This window comes from Sinorhizobium sp. CB7 (assembly GCF_041357635.1).
Taxonomy (GTDB): domain Bacteria; phylum Pseudomonadota; class Alphaproteobacteria; order Rhizobiales; family Rhizobiaceae; genus Rhizobium.
In genome coordinates this window covers 419,113-436,573 of sequence record NZ_JAULLL010000003.1, presented here as the reverse complement: position 1 = coordinate 436,573, position 17,461 = coordinate 419,113, and the positions used below count along the sequence as shown (strand labels likewise).

At 58.0% G+C, this 17,461-nt stretch carries 13 protein-coding genes; 1 reads left to right on the top strand and 12 read right to left on the bottom strand.

All coding sequences use genetic code 11. The features are described from left to right. The 6 genes from AAE029_RS09090 to AAE029_RS09065 all read right to left on the bottom strand — a co-directional run. Nucleotides 1–4,352 (bottom strand): AMP-binding protein (locus AAE029_RS09090; protein ID WP_371072490.1); only part of this gene is annotated, 4,352 nt, incomplete at its 3' end. A gap of 40 nt (nucleotides 4,353–4,392) precedes the next feature. Next, nucleotides 4,393–5,832: a hypothetical protein gene (locus AAE029_RS09085; protein WP_371072489.1), complete on the bottom strand. Its 1,440-nt coding sequence runs from the start codon at nucleotides 5,830–5,832 to the stop codon at nucleotides 4,393–4,395. A 57-nt stretch (nucleotides 5,833–5,889) separates the two neighbouring features. Continuing rightward, nucleotides 5,890–6,876, bottom strand: coding sequence for a TauD/TfdA family dioxygenase (locus AAE029_RS09080; protein ID WP_371072488.1), 987 nt, complete (start codon nucleotides 6,874–6,876; stop codon nucleotides 5,890–5,892). Next, nucleotides 6,873–7,724, bottom strand: a complete 852-nt coding sequence (locus AAE029_RS09075; RefSeq protein WP_371072487.1) for a 4'-phosphopantetheinyl transferase superfamily protein — start codon at nucleotides 7,722–7,724, stop codon at nucleotides 6,873–6,875. Before AAE029_RS09075 ends, AAE029_RS09080 begins: the two co-directional genes overlap by 4 nt. Before the next feature lie 25 nt (nucleotides 7,725–7,749). Next, nucleotides 7,750–8,484, bottom strand: a complete 735-nt coding sequence (locus AAE029_RS09070) for a thioesterase II family protein (protein ID WP_371072486.1) — start codon at nucleotides 8,482–8,484, stop codon at nucleotides 7,750–7,752. 11 nt (nucleotides 8,485–8,495) lie between these two features. Continuing rightward, entirely contained in the window at nucleotides 8,496–8,726 is a 231-nt protein-coding gene (locus tag AAE029_RS09065; RefSeq protein WP_371072485.1) for an MbtH family protein, read from the bottom strand. A 290-nt stretch (nucleotides 8,727–9,016) separates the two neighbouring features. On the opposite strand from AAE029_RS09065, the gene AAE029_RS09060 reads away from it, so the two are divergent. After that, nucleotides 9,017–11,383 carry an acylase gene (locus tag AAE029_RS09060; RefSeq protein WP_371072484.1) on the top strand — a complete coding sequence of 789 codons (2,367 nt, stop codon included), beginning with the start codon at nucleotides 9,017–9,019 and terminating at the stop codon, nucleotides 11,381–11,383. A gap of 21 nt (nucleotides 11,384–11,404) precedes the next feature. On the opposite strand, the gene AAE029_RS09055 is transcribed toward AAE029_RS09060, so the two are convergent. The 6 genes from AAE029_RS09055 to AAE029_RS09030 form a co-directional block, all read right to left on the bottom strand. Then, nucleotides 11,405–11,662, bottom strand: coding sequence for a hypothetical protein (locus tag AAE029_RS09055; RefSeq protein WP_371072483.1), 258 nt, complete (start codon nucleotides 11,660–11,662; stop codon nucleotides 11,405–11,407). A 92-nt stretch (nucleotides 11,663–11,754) separates the two neighbouring features. Beyond that, the gene (locus AAE029_RS09050) at nucleotides 11,755–12,297 is read right to left on the bottom strand and encodes an RNA polymerase sigma factor (RefSeq protein ID WP_371072482.1); all 543 of its coding nucleotides are present in this window, start codon (nucleotides 12,295–12,297) and stop codon (nucleotides 11,755–11,757) included. Between the two features lie 225 nt (nucleotides 12,298–12,522). After that, the gene (locus AAE029_RS09045) at nucleotides 12,523–12,927 is read right to left on the bottom strand and encodes a hypothetical protein (protein ID WP_371072481.1); all 405 of its coding nucleotides are present in this window, start codon (nucleotides 12,925–12,927) and stop codon (nucleotides 12,523–12,525) included. Between the two features lie 353 nt (nucleotides 12,928–13,280). Further along, a complete protein-coding gene (locus tag AAE029_RS09040; protein ID WP_371072480.1) occupies nucleotides 13,281–14,405 on the bottom strand; it encodes an ABC transporter ATP-binding protein in 1,125 nt (374 codons plus the stop codon). A 10-nt stretch (nucleotides 14,406–14,415) separates the two neighbouring features. After that, nucleotides 14,416–16,140 carry an ABC transporter permease gene (locus AAE029_RS09035; protein WP_371072479.1) on the bottom strand — a complete coding sequence of 575 codons (1,725 nt, stop codon included), beginning with the start codon at nucleotides 16,138–16,140 and terminating at the stop codon, nucleotides 14,416–14,418. A 76-nt stretch (nucleotides 16,141–16,216) separates the two neighbouring features. Continuing rightward, the gene (locus tag AAE029_RS09030) at nucleotides 16,217–16,870 is read right to left on the bottom strand and encodes a hypothetical protein (protein WP_371072478.1); all 654 of its coding nucleotides are present in this window, start codon (nucleotides 16,868–16,870) and stop codon (nucleotides 16,217–16,219) included. Between the last annotated feature and the right edge of the window lie 591 nt (nucleotides 16,871–17,461).

Genomic DNA, 17,461 nt, shown 5'->3' with positions numbered 1-17,461 from the left:
ACGCGCTCGTCGGGACCAACCCCGAGGGACTGCAGCCGCCTTGCGATGCGGTTGGACCAGGCCTCGAGCGCGCCATAGGAAAGACGCTCGCCCTCGCACACGACAGCCTCGGCCTGAGGCGCAAGAGACGCCTGCCGGGCGATCCGCTCCGTCACGGGAACGAACGGGTAGCTCGCCGGCTCGCCATGATCGACCGGCACAGTCAGCGTCAGCGCGGCAAGTCGGGTCTCCTCGCCGGCAGCGGCGATCTGGGTGAGCAGCTCGCCGTAATGGGCGGAAAGACGATCAATGGTAGCAGCATGGAACACATCAGGACGATAGGACCACGAGAGCGAGAAGCCGTGATCGAATTCATCCACGTCGATCATCAGGTCGAAAGCGACCGGCCGAATGATTTGCGTTTGATGGCGAGCGATTGCATCGCCCAGAAGCAGGCTCGTCCCGTTTCCATGATTCCTGAGGTTGAAGGTGATATTGAACAGAGGCGACGCAGACGCATCGCGCTCCGGGCGCAGCGCTTCGACGAGCTTTGTAAAAGGAATGTTTTGGTTGAGCTGCCCGACGATCAGACCTTGATGCACCTCGCGAATGAAGGAGCCGATCGTCTTGCTGCCGGTAACGTCGCCGCGCACGACCAGCATCTTGACGAAATCGCCAACAAGCTCGCGTGTGCCGGGATAATCGCGTCCGGCAATCGGCACGCCGACCTGAACGGTCGTCTGGCCGCCATAGCGCCCGACAAGCAGGAGAAGGGCCGAAAGCATGACCGCGAAAGGTGTCGTTCGCCACTGTTGCGCAAGCTCGCCGACACGTTCCGACGCCGATCGTCCCAGCCCCCTTTCCAGCGTTTTGCCGATCCCACGATATTCAGCCGTTGATCGGGCATCGGGGGGAAGCGTCGCTACGATGTCGCCCGTTCCTAGATAGGATCGCCAATAGGCAAGTTGCCGCTCATACGCGCCGCCAAGGTCCTCATGCGCGCGTTGCGAGACGCAGTAATCGCCATAGGTAAAAGCGGGGAGCGGCAGCGGCCGCCTTTCTCCATTGCAGGCAGCCGTGTAGATCACCGCAAGTTCAGAGAGGAAAATTTCCGCCGAGCGAGCATCAGCCACGATGTGGTGGGTGACAAACTGGACCAGGCAGGCGCCGTCGCCAACAGCCACGCAGCGAACGCGCAGCAGGGGGTCGCGTGTCAGGTCGAATGGTCTGGCGATGTCGTCGGCCAGGATCGAGCGCGCCGCATCCAGCCTATTGTCTGAAGACAGGATTGAGACATCGTCGCGCGCCCAGTCGAATGCCGGCTCGAGCCCAAATTCCTGATGGGGGATGCCGTCGATCTCGACAAAACGCGCCCTTAACGCTTCATGCCGTTGCAAGAGCACGCCGAGGCTTTCGAGCATCGCCTGCTCGCTGATTTCACCCTCTATCCTGAGCACCTGAACCACATTGTAAGCAACGCTCTGCGGTTCCAGCTGCCATTGAAACCAGAGCGCTTCCTGTTCATGCGTCAGAGGCACAAATCGTCCTCTTCGAGGCAGGCTTGCGACCGGACCAGGCCGGTCTTTGAGCAAGCGGATGATTTCTGCCTGCTCGACGACCGTCGGAGCACTGAAGGCGATCGCGGGAGAAACGGAGACAGCGAAAATCTCGCCCAGACGCGCAGCAAGCTGCGCTGCAAGGATCGACTGGCCCCCGAGGGAAATGAAGTCGTCATCGCGGCCGATGCGGGCGATATCCAAAGTCTCTTCCCAAACGGATGCTATGGTTTTCTCGTCATCGCTGATCGGCGCGGAATATGGCGGGCGTCCCAAAAGCTGGCGATCGTCGGCATGGTAGTGGGCCAAGGGAGAAATCGAACCGCTCAGCCATTCCGGCAGGCAGGCGCTGCGCCGGAGCTTGCCGCTCGATGTCCGTGGGAGATCGCCAGGCCTCAGGAGGAGCACAAGCCCGGGCACCTCTCCGTGCGATGAGGAGACCGCCGAGCGTACGGCATGAAGGATCGCTTCGCTGCCAAGCCGTTCGAATTTTGCCGGCGACACCTCCGCCGCGATGCCGATGGCTTCGTGACCGCCGGCAGTGATCGGAAAGGCTGAAATCCGACCTTTGCGAAGGGCATCGACATGATCGCCAATCGCCCTCTCGATGTCCTGCGGATAGCTGTTCTGCCCTCGGATGATGATGAGGTCCTTGAGCCTGCCGCTGACGAAGAGACGGCCCTCAAGAAGAAAGCCCAAGTCACCCGTGCGCAGACTGACCCTGCCATCGGGATCGGTAATGAAGATTTCGCGGGTGGCTTTGCGGTTCTTCCAATAGCCTTTGGCGATGCTAGGCCCGGCAAGGCAAATCTCGCCGATATGTCCATCAGGGCAAGGCAGGAGGCTCTGAGGATCGAGGATGCGTATATCATGGCACCTCTGGGTCACTCCGCAGTCGATGATTCCGGTCCCGGACGCGGCGGCGACCGCACGCCCACGCGCCAGCGCCTCGGGGTCGAAGAAACGTGCCGTCGCACCCGATAGCGGCTGGCCACCCGATGCCATCAGCGTCCCTTCCGCCAGCCCATAGCAGGGGTAGAGCGCTTGAGGCCGGAAGCCGGCCGATGCGAAATAATTACCGAAACTTGTCACGGTTTCCGGCCGTATCGGCTCGGCACCGCAATAAGCGACCCTCCAGCTCGACAGGTCGAGCTCCTGCAACTGGCTTTCGCGAACGCGATCGATGCACAGTTGGAAGGCAAAATCCGGCCCTCCGCCAGCCGTGCCACGATGCTTCGAAATCGCCTTCAACCAGCGGGAGGGTCGCTCAAGAAAGGCTTGCGGCGTCATCAGCACGAGCGGAAAGCCATGATAGATCGGCGCAAAAAGCCCTCCGATCAGACCCATGTCGTGGTAGAGCGGCGCCCAGCTCACCATCACGTCGCGAGGGCCGAATTGCATGGCCTCGCCGATGAGAACCTCATTCGCCGCGATGTTTGAATGGGTGACCATGACGCCCTTTGGTGTCGAGGTCGATCCCGACGTGTATTGCAGGAAGGCGACCGCTTCCGGCTCAACGCCGCTGAGGGAAAGCAGAGGGGAATCTGCATGCCTGTCCACCCGGAAAAGGACCGACTGCCCGAGGATCTCTTCCTGTGCAAAGGAGGCGGTGTCCTGATAGTGCTCTGCATCAGTCAGGAGGAGGCTGGGTTCGCTGTCCGATAGCATCGACCGAAGCCTGTCGAGGTTCTGCTGATGCTGCGCCTCCGGCGGAAACGCCGGAACAGCGATCATGCCGGCGTAAAAGCAGGCGAACAGGCTAACGACGTAGTTAAGTCCGGAAGGCATCAGGAGCACGGCGCGATCTCCCGACTCAGCCCTTTCCCGCAGCCGATGGGCCAGCCGACGTGCCTGAACATCAAGCTCCCGATAGGTGAGGACCTCCTCGAGGCTTTCACCGTCGACCAGGAAGCGGATCGCGACTTGATCGGGCATGTCGCGCGCATATCGCGCGAGGCGATCGATGATGCTGTCCGACGATCCGGTTAAGATGGGATCAGTGACTGAATTGAGAGTACGGATGGAAAGAAGAGCTTCCCTTTCCAGCTCGCGCTTGCGCGAGAGGAACGGGCACCGTCCTGCGCTCGGGTCGTCGTCGTCGGGCAGAAAATATTGCTTCCACTCGCGATTTTCCGGATCTCCGTAGACCCCGAGGTCCGGATGGTGGGAAATGCCGTCCCATTCCAGCAGGCGCTTGCGTACCTGATCACGGGCTTGGGGCCCGATGGCCTTTTGTGTAATCGCGTCGACGAACACGCTTCGCGGCTGGAAGAGCATGATCATTCCGGGGCCGAGATTGCGGCTGCGCCGCCTTTGATAGGAAGGCGTGCAGCCGACAACGAACATCTGGACACCGGCGAATTCGAACTCCCAGTCGGGATGGTCCGGCTCGAGAAGCTCGCTGTCATGTGTGATTGTCGGATCGTGGTCGTGCAGATACTGCAGCACGTGCCAGAAGCGCTTGCGATATTCGTCGTGGCCGAGCGGGACGGGATCCGGTTCGAAGAAGAGCGCGAAATTATTCTTCTCATGCTCCCTTGCGGCCGAAAGCTCCGAAAACTTGGCCATCGTCCGGGGCAGATCCGTCAGATCCGCCCCATTGACGAAGGAGTAGAACATCTCGCCGCGCCGCTCCGCCTGCGTGCCGAAGAAGCACGGAAACTTCGGATGCATGACATCTGCGCGGAATCGGTCATAGGCCGAAACTACCCAGTCCGGCGGGAGGACATTGCCGTGCCGATCCCCCAGGATAATCCTTGCCTCCCAAGTTGCCGTCTCCTCGACAGGCGACTTGGCTCGTTCTTGCTCGTTCGACATGTCCGCTTCCCCGTGCGACGGCAGGCAGAGTGAGAGGCCGCTACTCGGCGGCCGCCTTGCGTTGCTGGACTTCGTTCACCAGCGGTTCGATCCACTCCGGAGGAATGATCGGCTGGTGGTAGGTGCATTCGTCCGATTCGATCGAGGATCCATGCAGCCGGCCCTTCGGGACGAAGACCATTTCGCCGGGCTTCATGCGCAGCTTCATGCCGAGATTTGCCCAGAAGACCATGTCGCCGGACTGGATGACGACCAGGCGATGATCGTTATGGACATGTGTCGTCGAGCACATTTCGCGCGGCTCGATGAATGTTTCCCTGTCGATGTCGGGACGTTCGGCCTCGATGCGCTCGCTGATCGACTTGGCGATGTCGCGATACTGTTCGACCGCCGAGATCCAGCGCATCTGCTCAAGAAGGTCATCCCACGCGCAGGCGGCGAGCCTGCGGGCTGCGACAAAGCCCTGGGCGACCTCTGCAACGCCACGCGCTCCATAGAGCCGCTCGACTTCAATCAGCACAGTCCTGAAGCGTTGCGTAATGCTCTCGATGGTGGCGGGAAGCTCAAGACCGAATTGGTCGCCCGACATCATGCTAAGGCGTGCAAGCCCTTGTCCGACAACGCAGCCGAAAGCGATGAATTCCGCTTCCGCGGCAAACGCCGCCCCGTACAATGATAAGGCGCGGTCTGGGCGGGCGGCGAACGAATGCAGCAGATTGCCGCCGGCCAGGCTGGTCGACAGGTAGAACTGCCAGTAGGAGTGCTCCCGCTTGGTCACACCGACCCGGTCGGCCAGCTTGCGCATCAGCGCGTCATCAAAACCGGCAACCGAAAACGTCGGCCGGACGGGTTCAGGAAGAATGTCGAAATAGCCCGCCGCTGCGGCCTTAGCCAGAGCAGCGCGTTTAGCAGGCAACAGGCTCCATCGCTGGATGAAAATGAAGCGAAGCCCTTCCTCTACGTAGTCACGGTACTGCAGAAGCTCGAAGAGCTTGTTCCATTCTGTCGCCTCGCTCCGCAGGTGATCGGCAAGCTGCGAAACATACCCATCGATATCTGCGGCTTCGAACGGCTCGGCCAGATGGCTGAAGACGTAGTTCTCCAGGAACGGCCTGATGCGGGCTGCCAAGATGCGGCCATCCCCGCCATAGAAGCGATGAAACTCCTCGAAGCTTTTCTCGCTGCCTTCCTTCGGCAGGCGCGCGACGTCGAGCTCGTTGATGCAAAGCAGCATCCGCTGGCCCGCCAATGACGGAAGCAGGCTGATCCGGTCGGGCGTCACCGCGCGTTTGAACTTGATGTAGTCCAGATCTTCCGGGCGAAGCGGGCGGCGGTAAAAATCCTCGTCAAGTTCGAGTTCCTCGACCTCGGCGCTTCGAAACGCGTCATGAGCCGCAAACTGTTTCACCAGGTCGCGGTAGAAATCGAGGTGTTCAAGATACGGAGAAAAATCAAAAAGCCTTTCGGGGTTCGCCGACATCGGGAGCTCCTTTGCGGGGTTGAAGCGGTAAAGGACCGCGCTTTGACGAAGGTGGTTTCAGTTCGGATAGGTTTCGGCCATGGCGACAAGCACCCGCCGTTTGCCCTTGAACGGCGCGCGTCCGTGGGTGACCAGCATGTTGTCGAGCATCAGGACGTCGCCTTCCTCCCAGGGGAAGCTGAAAAGGCCGTCGAGATAGACGTCGCGCACTTCGTCAAGCAGGGCATCGTCGATGCGGCTGCCATCGCCGAAGTAGACATTGCGGGGAAGGTCCTGCTCGTCGACGACGTCCAGCAGCGATTCTCGTACCGACGGTTCCAGGCCGGAAACATGGAAGAGATGCGCCTGGTTGAACCAGAGGTCCTCCCCGGTCACCGGATGCTTGGCGACAGCCTGGCAGACCTGCCGGGTACGCAGCTGCCCGTCCGGCAACCACTCCCAGCGAATATCTTGCTGGCGGCAAAATTTTTCGACGACAGATCGGTCTTCGGTCTGGAATACTTGCTGCCATGGGAGATCAAGGCCGTTGCCGTAATTGCGAACATACATCAGCCCCTTGTCGGCAAACGTGCGGCGCAGCTCCGGCCGAAGCCTGCGGTAGACTTCGCGGCTGTCCATGAGTGGCGTTGCTCCACCTTCCTCCGCCGGGATGTCGCAATAGAACCAGATCTTAAGGGGCCAGCGCAGTGTGTATGCCTGCTCGTTATGCTGGGGAATCCACTGGTGCGCCGGATATTCCGTCGACGAATAGACACCCGTATCGATCTTGCTGCGCGGCGTCGAGGCGAACTCATAGGAAGCGAGCTCGTTCCCAAAGCTTCTGGCGAAGGCGTTGAAGCCCGGCACGTCGACTTTGCGGAACCCGCGGAAGAGGATCGCGCCCTCTCGGCACAGGTGCCGGTCGACCAGGGCCTTTATCTCGTCGGCATGCTCTGCGAGAATATCGTCACGCCCGCCACGGACGAGGACGACTTCCGTTCCTTTATGCTTCCATGTGTCGGCGACATCGATTGCTGTCGCAGGATTGGGCTGCAATGCTCTCATGGCAATGGCTCCACTTTGTGTGAGGCAAGACAGTGCCGTGCCGGAGTTGGAGGCGGGTTGATGCCTGCCGGCCCTTCGATCAGCACCTGGCCATCCAGGACCCGAATGCCGGCGGCCTCAAAATCCGTAACCAGCGCGCCGCAAAACAATGGCCCGGTCGCAAATGGGTTGAGCCACCAACGGCCATCGATACCAAGATCGAGCACGTCTGCCGGCGCCCCATGCCGACCGATGACGGAGATAGCCGCCATCTTATCGTGTAGACCTTTGCCAATGGCCTTTAGAAGAGCCTCCTTGCGGGTCCACAACTGCAGGAACTGGCGTTTCCGCCGGTCTGGATCCCGTTCGTGGATGATGTATTCGATCTCATCCGGGCCGAAGGCGATCGATGCGGGGCCGGCCCAGTCCGCAGCGCGTGCTTCAGCCTCTATGTCGATGCCGACGCGTCCGCCTCCTGATACGGCCAGCGACCACATGGAGCCACTGTGGCTCCAATTGACATTGAGATCGGCATCGCAAAGAACGGGCTTGCCATGGCGGCCAAGATCGAACCTGATGTCAGATGGCGGCCGATCAACGTAGAAAGACAGGATTTTGCGGATGAAGCCCCGACCGATCGCAAATCTGATCTGGTCTTCTGCGAAGCGAAATCGTCGGGCCCGCTCCAGCTCATCGGGAGAAAGATAGCGTCTGCAAAATTCGCTCGTTGATGCGCTCAGTTGGGCGACATCGAAAATCCAGAGATGAACCTCCCCGGGAGCGGTCAGTATCGTCGTTGGTTCCGCCGACAGCAGGGCATTCGCCGCCGGCGACGGATCGTTTTTTTCCCTCGCCGCTCGTTCTGTCAATAGCATCGCTTTTGGTGAGACGCGCTCAGCAGGCATCGACGAACCCCATTGCTGCCCTCAGTTCGGAGAGCGTTTTCCTGATCGCTGTCAGGACCTCTGCTCGGCGTGACTCGATGAAGAAGTGATCACCATCGATCATTGTGAGAAAGCAGGGGCCCGATGTTTCGTTCTGCCATGCGGTAAGATGAATGCGCGGGTGCGAGACGTCTTCGTCATGCGTGCCCCCAAAGACCGTGATGGGGCATTTGAGCCGCTCCCGTTCGGGCCGGGCGTAAGTGCCGCACAGATGGAAGTCGTTGCGAATGACCGGAACGACAAGGTCCAGCAATTCTCGGCTTTCCAGAAGCTCTGCCGGTGTGCCGCCCAGCGATCTGAGTTCACTCAGAACCTCCTGCTCGGGGCAGCCCAGCCACTGGAGCTCCTTATCGCGGTAACCGGGCGCGCGGCACGCACTGATGCCCAGCCATTTCGGCTCACTTCCGCGCGCCCTGAGCGCGTGGGCAAGCTCGAGAGCAAGCAGGGCGCCCATGCTGTGCCCGAAAATCGCGCAGGGCTCATGCACGATGTCCTCGACCTGCCGCAGCAGCCATCCGGTAAGCGACGACCAGTCCGAGACCAGCGGCTCCAGCCGACGCGCTCCGTGACCAGGCAGGTCAAAGGCATGGACCTTTGTCCATGGCGGCAGTGCGTTGTTCCAGCTCCGATAGATCGTCGCGGTGCCGCCGGCATAAGGAATGCAAAGGAGATTGAGCCCCGGCATTTTCGCACCCTTCAGGCCGATGCGCTTTCGGCCGCTTGACGCTCGGCAAGCGCCTTTCTCAGGGACAGCGGACGCATGTCCGTCCATACCTCTTCGATATAGGCGAGGCATTCCGCCTTATTTCCGGTCTTTCCAGCGGCGCGCCATCCGTCCGGAATCGTCTTGTAGGTCGGCCAGATAGAATATTGCTCTTCGTGATTGACCACTACGGTGAAGTCAGTGCTTTCGTCACCCCAACTCATGTGAAACGCTCCCACTTCGATCCTTGCCGCGCGAAATGATGCGCAAATGCGGCACCGGAATCAGTTCATCGGCGGCCCAAGGATGTCGTTGCCTCGGGCGAACGGTGGGAAGACGGAGCTGCGGAAAGGTTTTCTAGGGGTGCATGGAAACTTTTTTGGCGCCAGCGAATCTCGGCGCACGGAATCAAGGCGAATAGAAACGAGCCCTTGAAAAGTTGGCCACGCTTTCGTCGTCCCTGGGAGGCGATTGCTTCTCGCCTCATCGGCCGATGACGAAACGGGGATCCCAGATGACAAAGCGCCAACTTCGCCCAGTAGCCTTCAAATGGGTATCGCTGCTCCTTCGCAGCGCGTTGATGGTCGCCCTGGTCCCGGTACACCTGGCATATGCCGGCGGAGAGAAAGCCCGCGCGATCGACGTTCAGATCACACGGACGACCTTTGGCATACCGCATATCAGGGCTTCGGACTTCCGAAGCCTTGGCTACGGGGTGGCATATGCCTATGCGCAGGACAATCTCTGCCTCATCGCTGAAATGCTTGTCACCGTGCGCGGGCAACGATCACGCTATTTCGGCGCAGAAGGCCGGCCATCGTGGGGTGGGCCAGCCAATCTCGCAAGTGATGCGTTTTACCGCTCTTACCTCGAGCCTGACCAAATCTCTCGGCTTTACGCCGGCATCAGCCAGGATGCCGCAGAATTGGTGGCCGGCTATGCCGCGGGATACAATCGTTACCTGTCCGACACGCCATCGCCATCGCGGCCAACAAGTTGCCGCAATAGCGATTGGGTAACGCCAGCGACCGAGAACGATATCCTTCTGCTGATGGCTGACAAGATGATCGAAGGCAGCGTGGCCAGCTTGAAGGAGGAGATCACGGCTGCCGTTCCGCCACCGGCTGGCGCGGGTTCGCTCGAAGCTTCCCCCGCATCTTCGGGCGAGGCTGAGCCATCTCCTCCTGGAAGCAACGGCTACGCGTTGGGCCGGGATGTGGTTGCGGGAGGCACCGGAATTCTTGTCGCCAATCCCCACTTCCCTTGGGATGGTCCAGATCGGTTCTATGAAATGCATCTGACGATCCCGGGGCAACTGGATGTCATGGGCGCTTCCATCCTTCCCTTCCCGGCTATCCTTATCGGCTTCAACAAGGACGTCGCCTGGACCCATACCGTCTCTACCGGCCAGCGCAGAACCTTTTATGAACTGACGCTCCATCCTGATGATGTCATGTCGTATTTCTACGGCGGCCAACCCGAAAAGATACGGACCAAGCAAGTCCCGATCGATGTGCTCCTGCCGGATGGCACGATCCAGACGGTGATGCGCACGACATATTGGAGCCGTTTTGGCCCGATCATCCAGGATGCCGATGGCGGCCTGACCTGGGATCGCAAACATGCCTATGCCGTTCGCGATGCAATGCTGGAAAACAGCCGAGCCTTGGATCAGTGGCTCGGCATCGACGGCGCACGAAGCATTGCCGAGCTTCGCGCTGCACTGGTGCGGCTCCACGGGACACCGTGGGTGAACACGATCGCCGCAGACCGGTTCGGCAACACCCTCTACGCAGACATGTCCATCGTTCCGAACATTTCCGAAAAGCAATACAGCAGCTGCCGGCCGTCGGAAAAGGCAAGACAAACCGCAGCGCGTTTCAACAGGGTTGTCCTTGACGGTTCCCAAGCCGCATGTGATTGGGAGACGGTGGAGGGATCTCCACAGCCAGGGATCGTTCCGGCGGAACGGATGCCCGTCCTCGAGCGCGGCGACTATGTGCTGAACAGCAACGACTCCTATTGGCTTGCCAATGCCGAGCATCCGCTCACGGATTACCCACCGATCATCGGAGGGGTGAATGAGCAGCAAAATCTTCGCACAAGGATGGGATATCTTCAGCTTCGCGAGCTGATTTCCGAAAAGAAAGGCAGGCTCGAGACAACCGACCTGCGGCAGATGCTTTTGAGGGATCGCAATTACGCAGCCGAGATGGTCCTCGACGATATCGATCATCTCTGCGACGACGCCGCGCCGGTGGCAGCCCCATCGGCACTGATCGGGTGCGCGGCGCTGCGCCGGTGGGACAGACGCGACGACGCCAGTAGTCAAGGCGCCGTTCTGTTCAGGGAACTTTGGCGGCGCGTCAGCGGATTGTCCCAACTTGACCTATGGAGGTACCCCTTCGATCCATCGAATCCGCTCACCACCCCTCGAGGAATTGCCTGGGAGAAATCGGATGTGAGAGATGCCCTTCTCCAAGCCATTGCAGATACGGTCGATGAGTTGCAGCGCATGGGATTCGAAGTCGACGTACCGCTTGGCGTTACCCAGGCGCGTCCCAGCGCTATTGGGAGAATACCCCTGAACGGCGGCACCGGCGCGGAAGGTGTGCTGAACCTGATGGCGCTCGGACCGCTTGGGTCGCAAGGTTATTCAACGCAGTTGATGGGCGGTTCGAGTTACATTCAGGTCGTGAGCTGGGATCAGGACGGTCCGGTCGCGCTTGCCCTTCTCACCTACGGGCAATCATCGGACAGGAACTCTCCGCACTACGCTGATCAGACCGTCACCTTCTTGGCGAAGATATTGCCGAGGCGACCCTTTACAGATGCGGAAATCCAACGGGATCAGCTGAGCGTGATCAAGCTTGTCGAGTAACACCCTTGACTCCGCAAGCCATCAACCTCCCTCGGATCCAGGTCCCGCCCCGGGCCAGCGGTCGCCGCTCTGATGTTTCGAGTGCTCCTTGAGCAGTGGCAATGCTTCAAGCGTATCAAGTATCTTCCGATAGGCCCCCGCTCTGGAGGGGATTTCGCCCAACCACTCCTCGAATTCCACCAGCAGACCCTCGTTATCCGGATCCGCCTTCAGTCGGTCAATCCAGGTTCGGGCATCACTCCAATCCTGCTCCGAGAGCTCATCGGTCAAATTCACCATTCCTGCTTTTCACCGTATAAACGCAGATTTCGCCCGAACGTAAACGCTACCCCATTCAGAAATGAACAGCACTTCCGGGCCGACATAAAATATCATTTATAACGAGGAGTGAAGTCCGGCAATTGCTGCGCAAGCCTGATCTCCGCCTGTCGGACAAGCTGATCGGCCCGGGCGACCGAGACGCCCAGTTTCGCCGCGATGTGCTTGAAGGAAGCCCCCTCAATCCATCGCATCTTGAACGCCGTCGCTATGCGAGGTGGCAAAGCTTCGATCGCCTGCTTCACCAATTCAAGTTGCTGTCGAACCGATACAGTCTCTTCGGGCGACAGATCCTGCTGGGCCACGTTTTCGAGGGCGTCCTCGGGTGAGTGGCGCGACCGATCCTGTGCCAATATGCGCAATCGATCGGCGCAGAGATTGCGCACGATCCCGAAGAGATAGCCATTCAGGCTGCGAATTTCTCCGCGCGGGCCATAGGCCCAATCCGTGCCATCTGCCCGGATCGCCGAGAGCCGAACAAATGCTTCCTGCACAACGTCTTCGGCGTGTTCTCGCCCCGCCCTTGCAGCTGCATATTCGATGAGGTTTGCTCGGTGCTGCAGAAACACGGCGACGACGCTTCGGCTTTCCTCCATCGTGCCTCCCAGGAGAACTTTAGATCCTATCGGGTAAAAAACTAAAGTTGAGAATTACACCCTACTTCTAGCTGCGCGGGGGGACAACTTCGGAAACTACGGTATTGACAATCCTGCGTAAGCCCAATCAACAAACTGCAACCTTATATCGATTGCACTGAGCCACCGGAGCAATACGCCGGATTGCTCACGAAGAGCTTTGCTCCCGGCGCAACTGGTAAAGACCTAAACTTCGTTCTTTGGAAATGTGGCGATGCAGCACCCAGCCGCCGAATCCTGAAATATCGGCAGATAAAGAGAGGGATCCAGGCGCCAGAAGTCCTTCCAGCCCCTGCCCTCTAGGAATTCCTGCTCGCTGACGACATCTCCCCCGGCACCAGTTGTCGACGGTACTTTGTGCGCCTCAGGGAAACATTTCCAATCCAATTGCAAAATTTCCACCACGCTTGCCAAGCGACCGATGACGTCCAACCGCCAAGCTTGATGTCGGCCCTGTACTTCACCAAGTGAAATCACCTTCCTCTGCAGGAGGTTTTTCATAAGAACGATCTCGTCAATGACGCCGCCGGTCAGACAATCGATCCACGCATCCGTCTTCACAAACGCCAAGGAGACGATGAAGAGAATCAAACTCTACCGGACGATCCTCCAACTGCAGGCCGAGCCGGCAATCGCTAGCCGTCTCAAATAACCACGCTCCACGCTGACGCGATCCTCAGAGCGCACGCGTCAGCACGAGATTGAGAGGATATGAGGGTGAGCATGAGTGTTGATCCGAAGCTTCCTTCCACCGGATCGTGATGCCGGTGCGGGTAGCGAAATCAATCGCTTGCGATTGAAATAGCTTCTGCTCTATCACTTCGCCAATATGAGGACGCGTCGGTCTCTCTTTGAGACATCCGATCTTCATAGTGGAGTAGCACACTCGACAGCAATGCGTAGCGCACCGTGTAACTCCGATGCGTTCACCGCGCGCCGTCTAATCAGTGCATTCGCTCTCCAATCGGAGGGACATCCGAAAGAACAGTGCACTTTGACGGATCGACCGAAATGAAAATCGTCTCATCAACATGCGTCCGGACGGATGGGTGGCTACGCGCCATTAGCTCGACGCCGTTGATCTCTACCTTGAAGTCAACGCATTCCCCGAGGAAAACCTTAGCGCGCACGGTCCCGATAAGCATAGTATGATTGCTCGCCGTTGGTTCGGTCTCAGAAAGCCGTAGATCCTCGGGACGAATGGACAGGAAGACACGGGATCCGTCGGGTAAACCTTCTTTTTTAACCGCACTCAGGGTACCGATGGCGCTGTCGATCATGAGGCAATCACCCATTGCGCTTCGTACATTACCTTCGACGAAATTGGTATTCCCGATAAAGTCGGCGACGAAACTAGTTGCCGGGCGGTCGTAAATGTCTCGCGGCGAGCCAATCTGAACGATTTTCCCCTGGTTCATGACGGCGATCTCGTGAGAAAGTGCGAGAGCTTCGCTTTGGTCATGAGTGACATATATCGTCGTGATGCCCAATTCGCGCTGTATCTTTTTCAGCTCGAACCGCATCTTCTCACGCAACTTCGCATCAAGGTTTGAAAGCGGCTCGTCAAGAAGCAGCAACTCGGGTTCCATCACAAGTGCTCTTGCCAGAGCAAGACGTTGTTGCTGCCCACCCGAGAGTCGAGTCGCAGCTCGATCGGCCAGATAATCAAGCGACACGGCGTTTAGCATTCGCATCACCTTGTCCTTGATATCCTTGGCTGATAGTCGCTGCGATCGCACCCGCAGCGGAAAAGCAGCATTCTCGAAGACAGTCATGTGCGGCCAGATCGCGTAAGATTGAAAAACCATGCCGAACTGCCGTTGATTAGGCGCGACAAATATGTTGGAGGTTCCAGAGAACATCACACGCCCTCCGGCCGTAATTCGGCCCTCGGTGGGCCGCTCCAATCCGGCAATGGAACGGAGCGTCGTCGTCTTGCCGCAACCGCTGGGGCCAAGCAATGTGAATAGGCGGCCTTTGGGAACAGAGAAGCTGATATCGCTTGCTGCGAGCACAGGCTTTGACGACGGCGCCTGATAGATGGTGCTGAGGTTTTCGATCGTAAGCATAGGTTCCTCCCTAAATTCCCTTTACACCAAGGCGCTTTGACACGAGTTGGACAAGCATGACGAAGCAGAAAAGCACCGTAATCATCATGACGCCAAAAGCGGACAACTCTGTATACTGACCGTTCTGCCAGAACTCCCAGATCATGATGGAAATGACTTCATTGCCCGGACTATACAGAAGAATGGAACTTGATAGTTCTCGCACGGACACGACGATAATATAGATCCACCCGGCTACGAATCCCGGCTTCAGGAGAGGGAGAACAACACTTCTGAAGGTCATGAGCCACGAGGCACCGCACATTTCTGCGGACTCTTCAAGCTCCTTGTGGATCTGCACCATGGAGGTCGCGTTGTATCGCATTCCATAAGGCATGAACTTGATAACATACGACATGAGCATGATCCAAAGCGTACCGTAGATGCCAATGTCGACGTTGAGGTAAAACACCATGAGCGCAAGTCCAAGCACGATGCCCGGAAACACGAGCGGCAGCGAAGCCAGCACGTCCAGCAGCCAACGGCCGGGTATTTTGGTCCGGACGGTGATCCAACAGATGACGGACGTTAGCAACATGACAACGGTTGCTCCGCCGAGCGCGAGCTTTACGCTATTCCACACGGCCGTATAGAAACCAGGATACTCAAGTACCTTTTGATATGCACCGAACGACAAACGCTGAACTGCAGCCCAGGAGGGCGCCGAATAGTAACGTTGAAGCGAAGCCCATAGAAGGACGAGGAAGGGAAGACCGACAACCAGCGTCACATAGAGGATAAAAACCCCTCCCGTAACATAGCGCCAGCGCCCGATGTCAGCGACCCTTGGACGGAAGCCCTTTCCTGTAACGGTCGAATACTTGCTTCCCTGGCTCGACAGCCGCGACTGGTAATAAATCCCTATCGACGTGATAAGAAGCAGTACGACCGCATAGGTTGATGCCAAACCTATATTGCTTGGATAGCTATGAACGGCGTCGTAAATTGCAGACGTGTAAACCTGCAGACCTATTGGCAATCCCAACAGAGCGGGCACCTCGAAGGATTCGATAGCCCGAATGAATAGAATAATGAAGGCGGCGAGAACGGCGGGCCAAGCAAGCTTGAGGGTCACCTTGAATGCAGTCTGAGCGATCGATGCACCGCTCATCATGGCTGACTCCTCCAGTGAGGGATCCATTGAGCGGAAAGCTGCGGTCACCAGGAGAAAAGCAACGGGCGCGTAGTGCAAGCCATCGACCCACACCATCCCCGCCATGGAATAGATGTCAAACCAGTTGCCGAGGATTTTGTTCAATATCCCGATCTTTGGGCTCGCCAACATGATCCAGGACACCGTGAACAAGATGCCCGGTATGATCAAAGGGATAATCGACATCGCAAAAAACAGCGATTTGAAGGGCGTGTTTGTACGCTCATTCACCCACGCGAAGAATGTACCCAAGACGAGAGCGAACGCTGCCGTGAAAAGGGCGAACTGCAATGAGTTTCCCATCAAGACCAGCGACTCGGCACTCTCAAAAACGGTCGCATAATTTTCGAGCGTTAGTACCGAGGGCGTTTGCAAGGTCCCGGTCGAATGGAAGCTTTGCCACAAAAGGAAGCCGAGCGGGATAACTGCAAGCCAGAAAACGATCAACATCGCGACGGCTATGACAATGCCCTTTGCGTTGAGCCAAGTTGGCATGGAAAATGAAGAGCGGATGCGCTCGTTCTCAGGGGTAAAAACTGCCATTTCGCCCTCCTCCCAGTGGACGACCGCGCGGTTCACGCGGCTCTTTGTCTATCAACTCGCTTGGGGCGCGCGGCCCTCAGATGACGAATTCCTCTAGTATCTCCGGAGCGAAGATCTCCTCGGCATCCAGCTGCCTTTGCGAAAGGCCCTGCTCATAGGAGTAACGAAGGAAGGTATTCAGCACTTTTCGATTTTTCTCGAAGCCGTTCGGCCAGAAATCCTTCCCCATATCGCCTTCGGCCTCCTCGTAGTGGGCCATCGCCCACGGCAACATGGTCTTCAGGGCCGCCGTTTCGCTGAGATCCTGGTAGGTCTTTCGCTGCGACTGCTGCAACGCCTTGAAGATCGAACGCGCGATCCATCGATTACGTTCATAGACTTCGCGTCTGATGACGACCGTGTGCATTATCGGAAAAATGCCCGTTCGAGCGAAATAGGCTCGCTCGACGCCAACGTAGTCATCGAACAAGCGTCTAACGTTGCCGGCCTTGCAGGAAAACGTGGACGGCTTTCGCGCGGTGTAAAGGGCGTCGATTTCGCCGTCGCGCAACATTGTTGCCAACGTCTTCTCGGGCCCTATTGGGTGCACCCTGATATTTTCCGGCAGTTGCAGCTTCAATTTCTCGGATCGATTGGGCGCTTCTTCACCGCCCGTGTAATAGGTCACGCTATCGACCGGGACGCCGTATTCATCCGACAGGATACCACGGATCCAAACCGGGGCCGTCATCTGATATTCCGGACATCCGACGCGCTTGCCGATCAGGTCCTTTGGCTCGCTGATACCCGATGCGGTGTTTACGTAAATCGATGAATGGCGGAAAAAGCGCGACGGAAAGAACGGGATTGCAATGAACGATCGTTCAGGTTTGAACAGCGAAACGACATAGGAAGACAAAGACATTTCAGCAATGTCAAATTCCCGGTACCGCAGCATCCGGAAAAATGTTTCCTCTACCGGCAAACTGAGACATGTCAGATCGATGCCGTCCGGCTTTATGGAGCCGTCCATGATCGCTCGTGTGCGATCGTAATCCCAACATCCCATCGTTAGCCGCAAATCCGCCATGGCCGCTTGCTCCCTGCAATTCCTCTTGGGTGCGAGCCGCTCTTCGCTCGCCTTTAAGGTTTGATAAAATAAAGGTCATCCACATGACCACGAGATTTTTCATGGGTCAGATCGCAGTTTTTTGCTGTTTTGGCAGGATCATCGTCTGTGTACCGTTCGAGGGGTGAGGAAGAACCTGTGATCCACTGACGGGTTGCAGTCAGGACTTGAGACCCATTGACGATGGCGCAGCGAATGCGCGACCACGTGAGG

Bases quoted from the DNA above. Each gene is read 5' to 3' on its own strand.
- AAE029_RS09080 (WP_371072488.1), bottom strand. From the start codon at position 6,876: ATGAGAGCATTGCAGCCCAATCCTGCGACAGCAATCGATGTCGCCGAC.
- AAE029_RS09030 (WP_371072478.1), bottom strand. From the start codon at position 16,870: ATGACGGCCCCGGTTTGGATCCGTGGTATCCTGTCGGATGAATACGGC.
- AAE029_RS09035 (WP_371072479.1), bottom strand. From the start codon at position 16,140: ATGGCAGTTTTTACCCCTGAGAACGAGCGCATCCGCTCTTCATTTTCC.
- AAE029_RS09055 (WP_371072483.1), bottom strand. From the start codon at position 11,662: ATGGTGAATTTGACCGATGAGCTCTCGGAGCAGGATTGGAGTGATGCC.
- AAE029_RS09085 (WP_371072489.1), bottom strand. From the start codon at position 5,832: ATGTCGGCGAACCCCGAAAGGCTTTTTGATTTTTCTCCGTATCTTGAA.
- AAE029_RS09070 (WP_371072486.1), bottom strand. From the start codon at position 8,484: ATGCCGGGGCTCAATCTCCTTTGCATTCCTTATGCCGGCGGCACCGCG.
- AAE029_RS09065 (WP_371072485.1), bottom strand. From the start codon at position 8,726: ATGAGTTGGGGTGACGAAAGCACTGACTTCACCGTAGTGGTCAATCAC.
- AAE029_RS09060 (WP_371072484.1), top strand. From the start codon at position 9,017: ATGACAAAGCGCCAACTTCGCCCAGTAGCCTTCAAATGGGTATCGCTG.
- AAE029_RS09050 (WP_371072482.1), bottom strand. From the start codon at position 12,297: ATGGAGGAAAGCCGAAGCGTCGTCGCCGTGTTTCTGCAGCACCGAGCA.
- AAE029_RS09040 (WP_371072480.1), bottom strand. From the start codon at position 14,405: ATGCTTACGATCGAAAACCTCAGCACCATCTATCAGGCGCCGTCGTCA.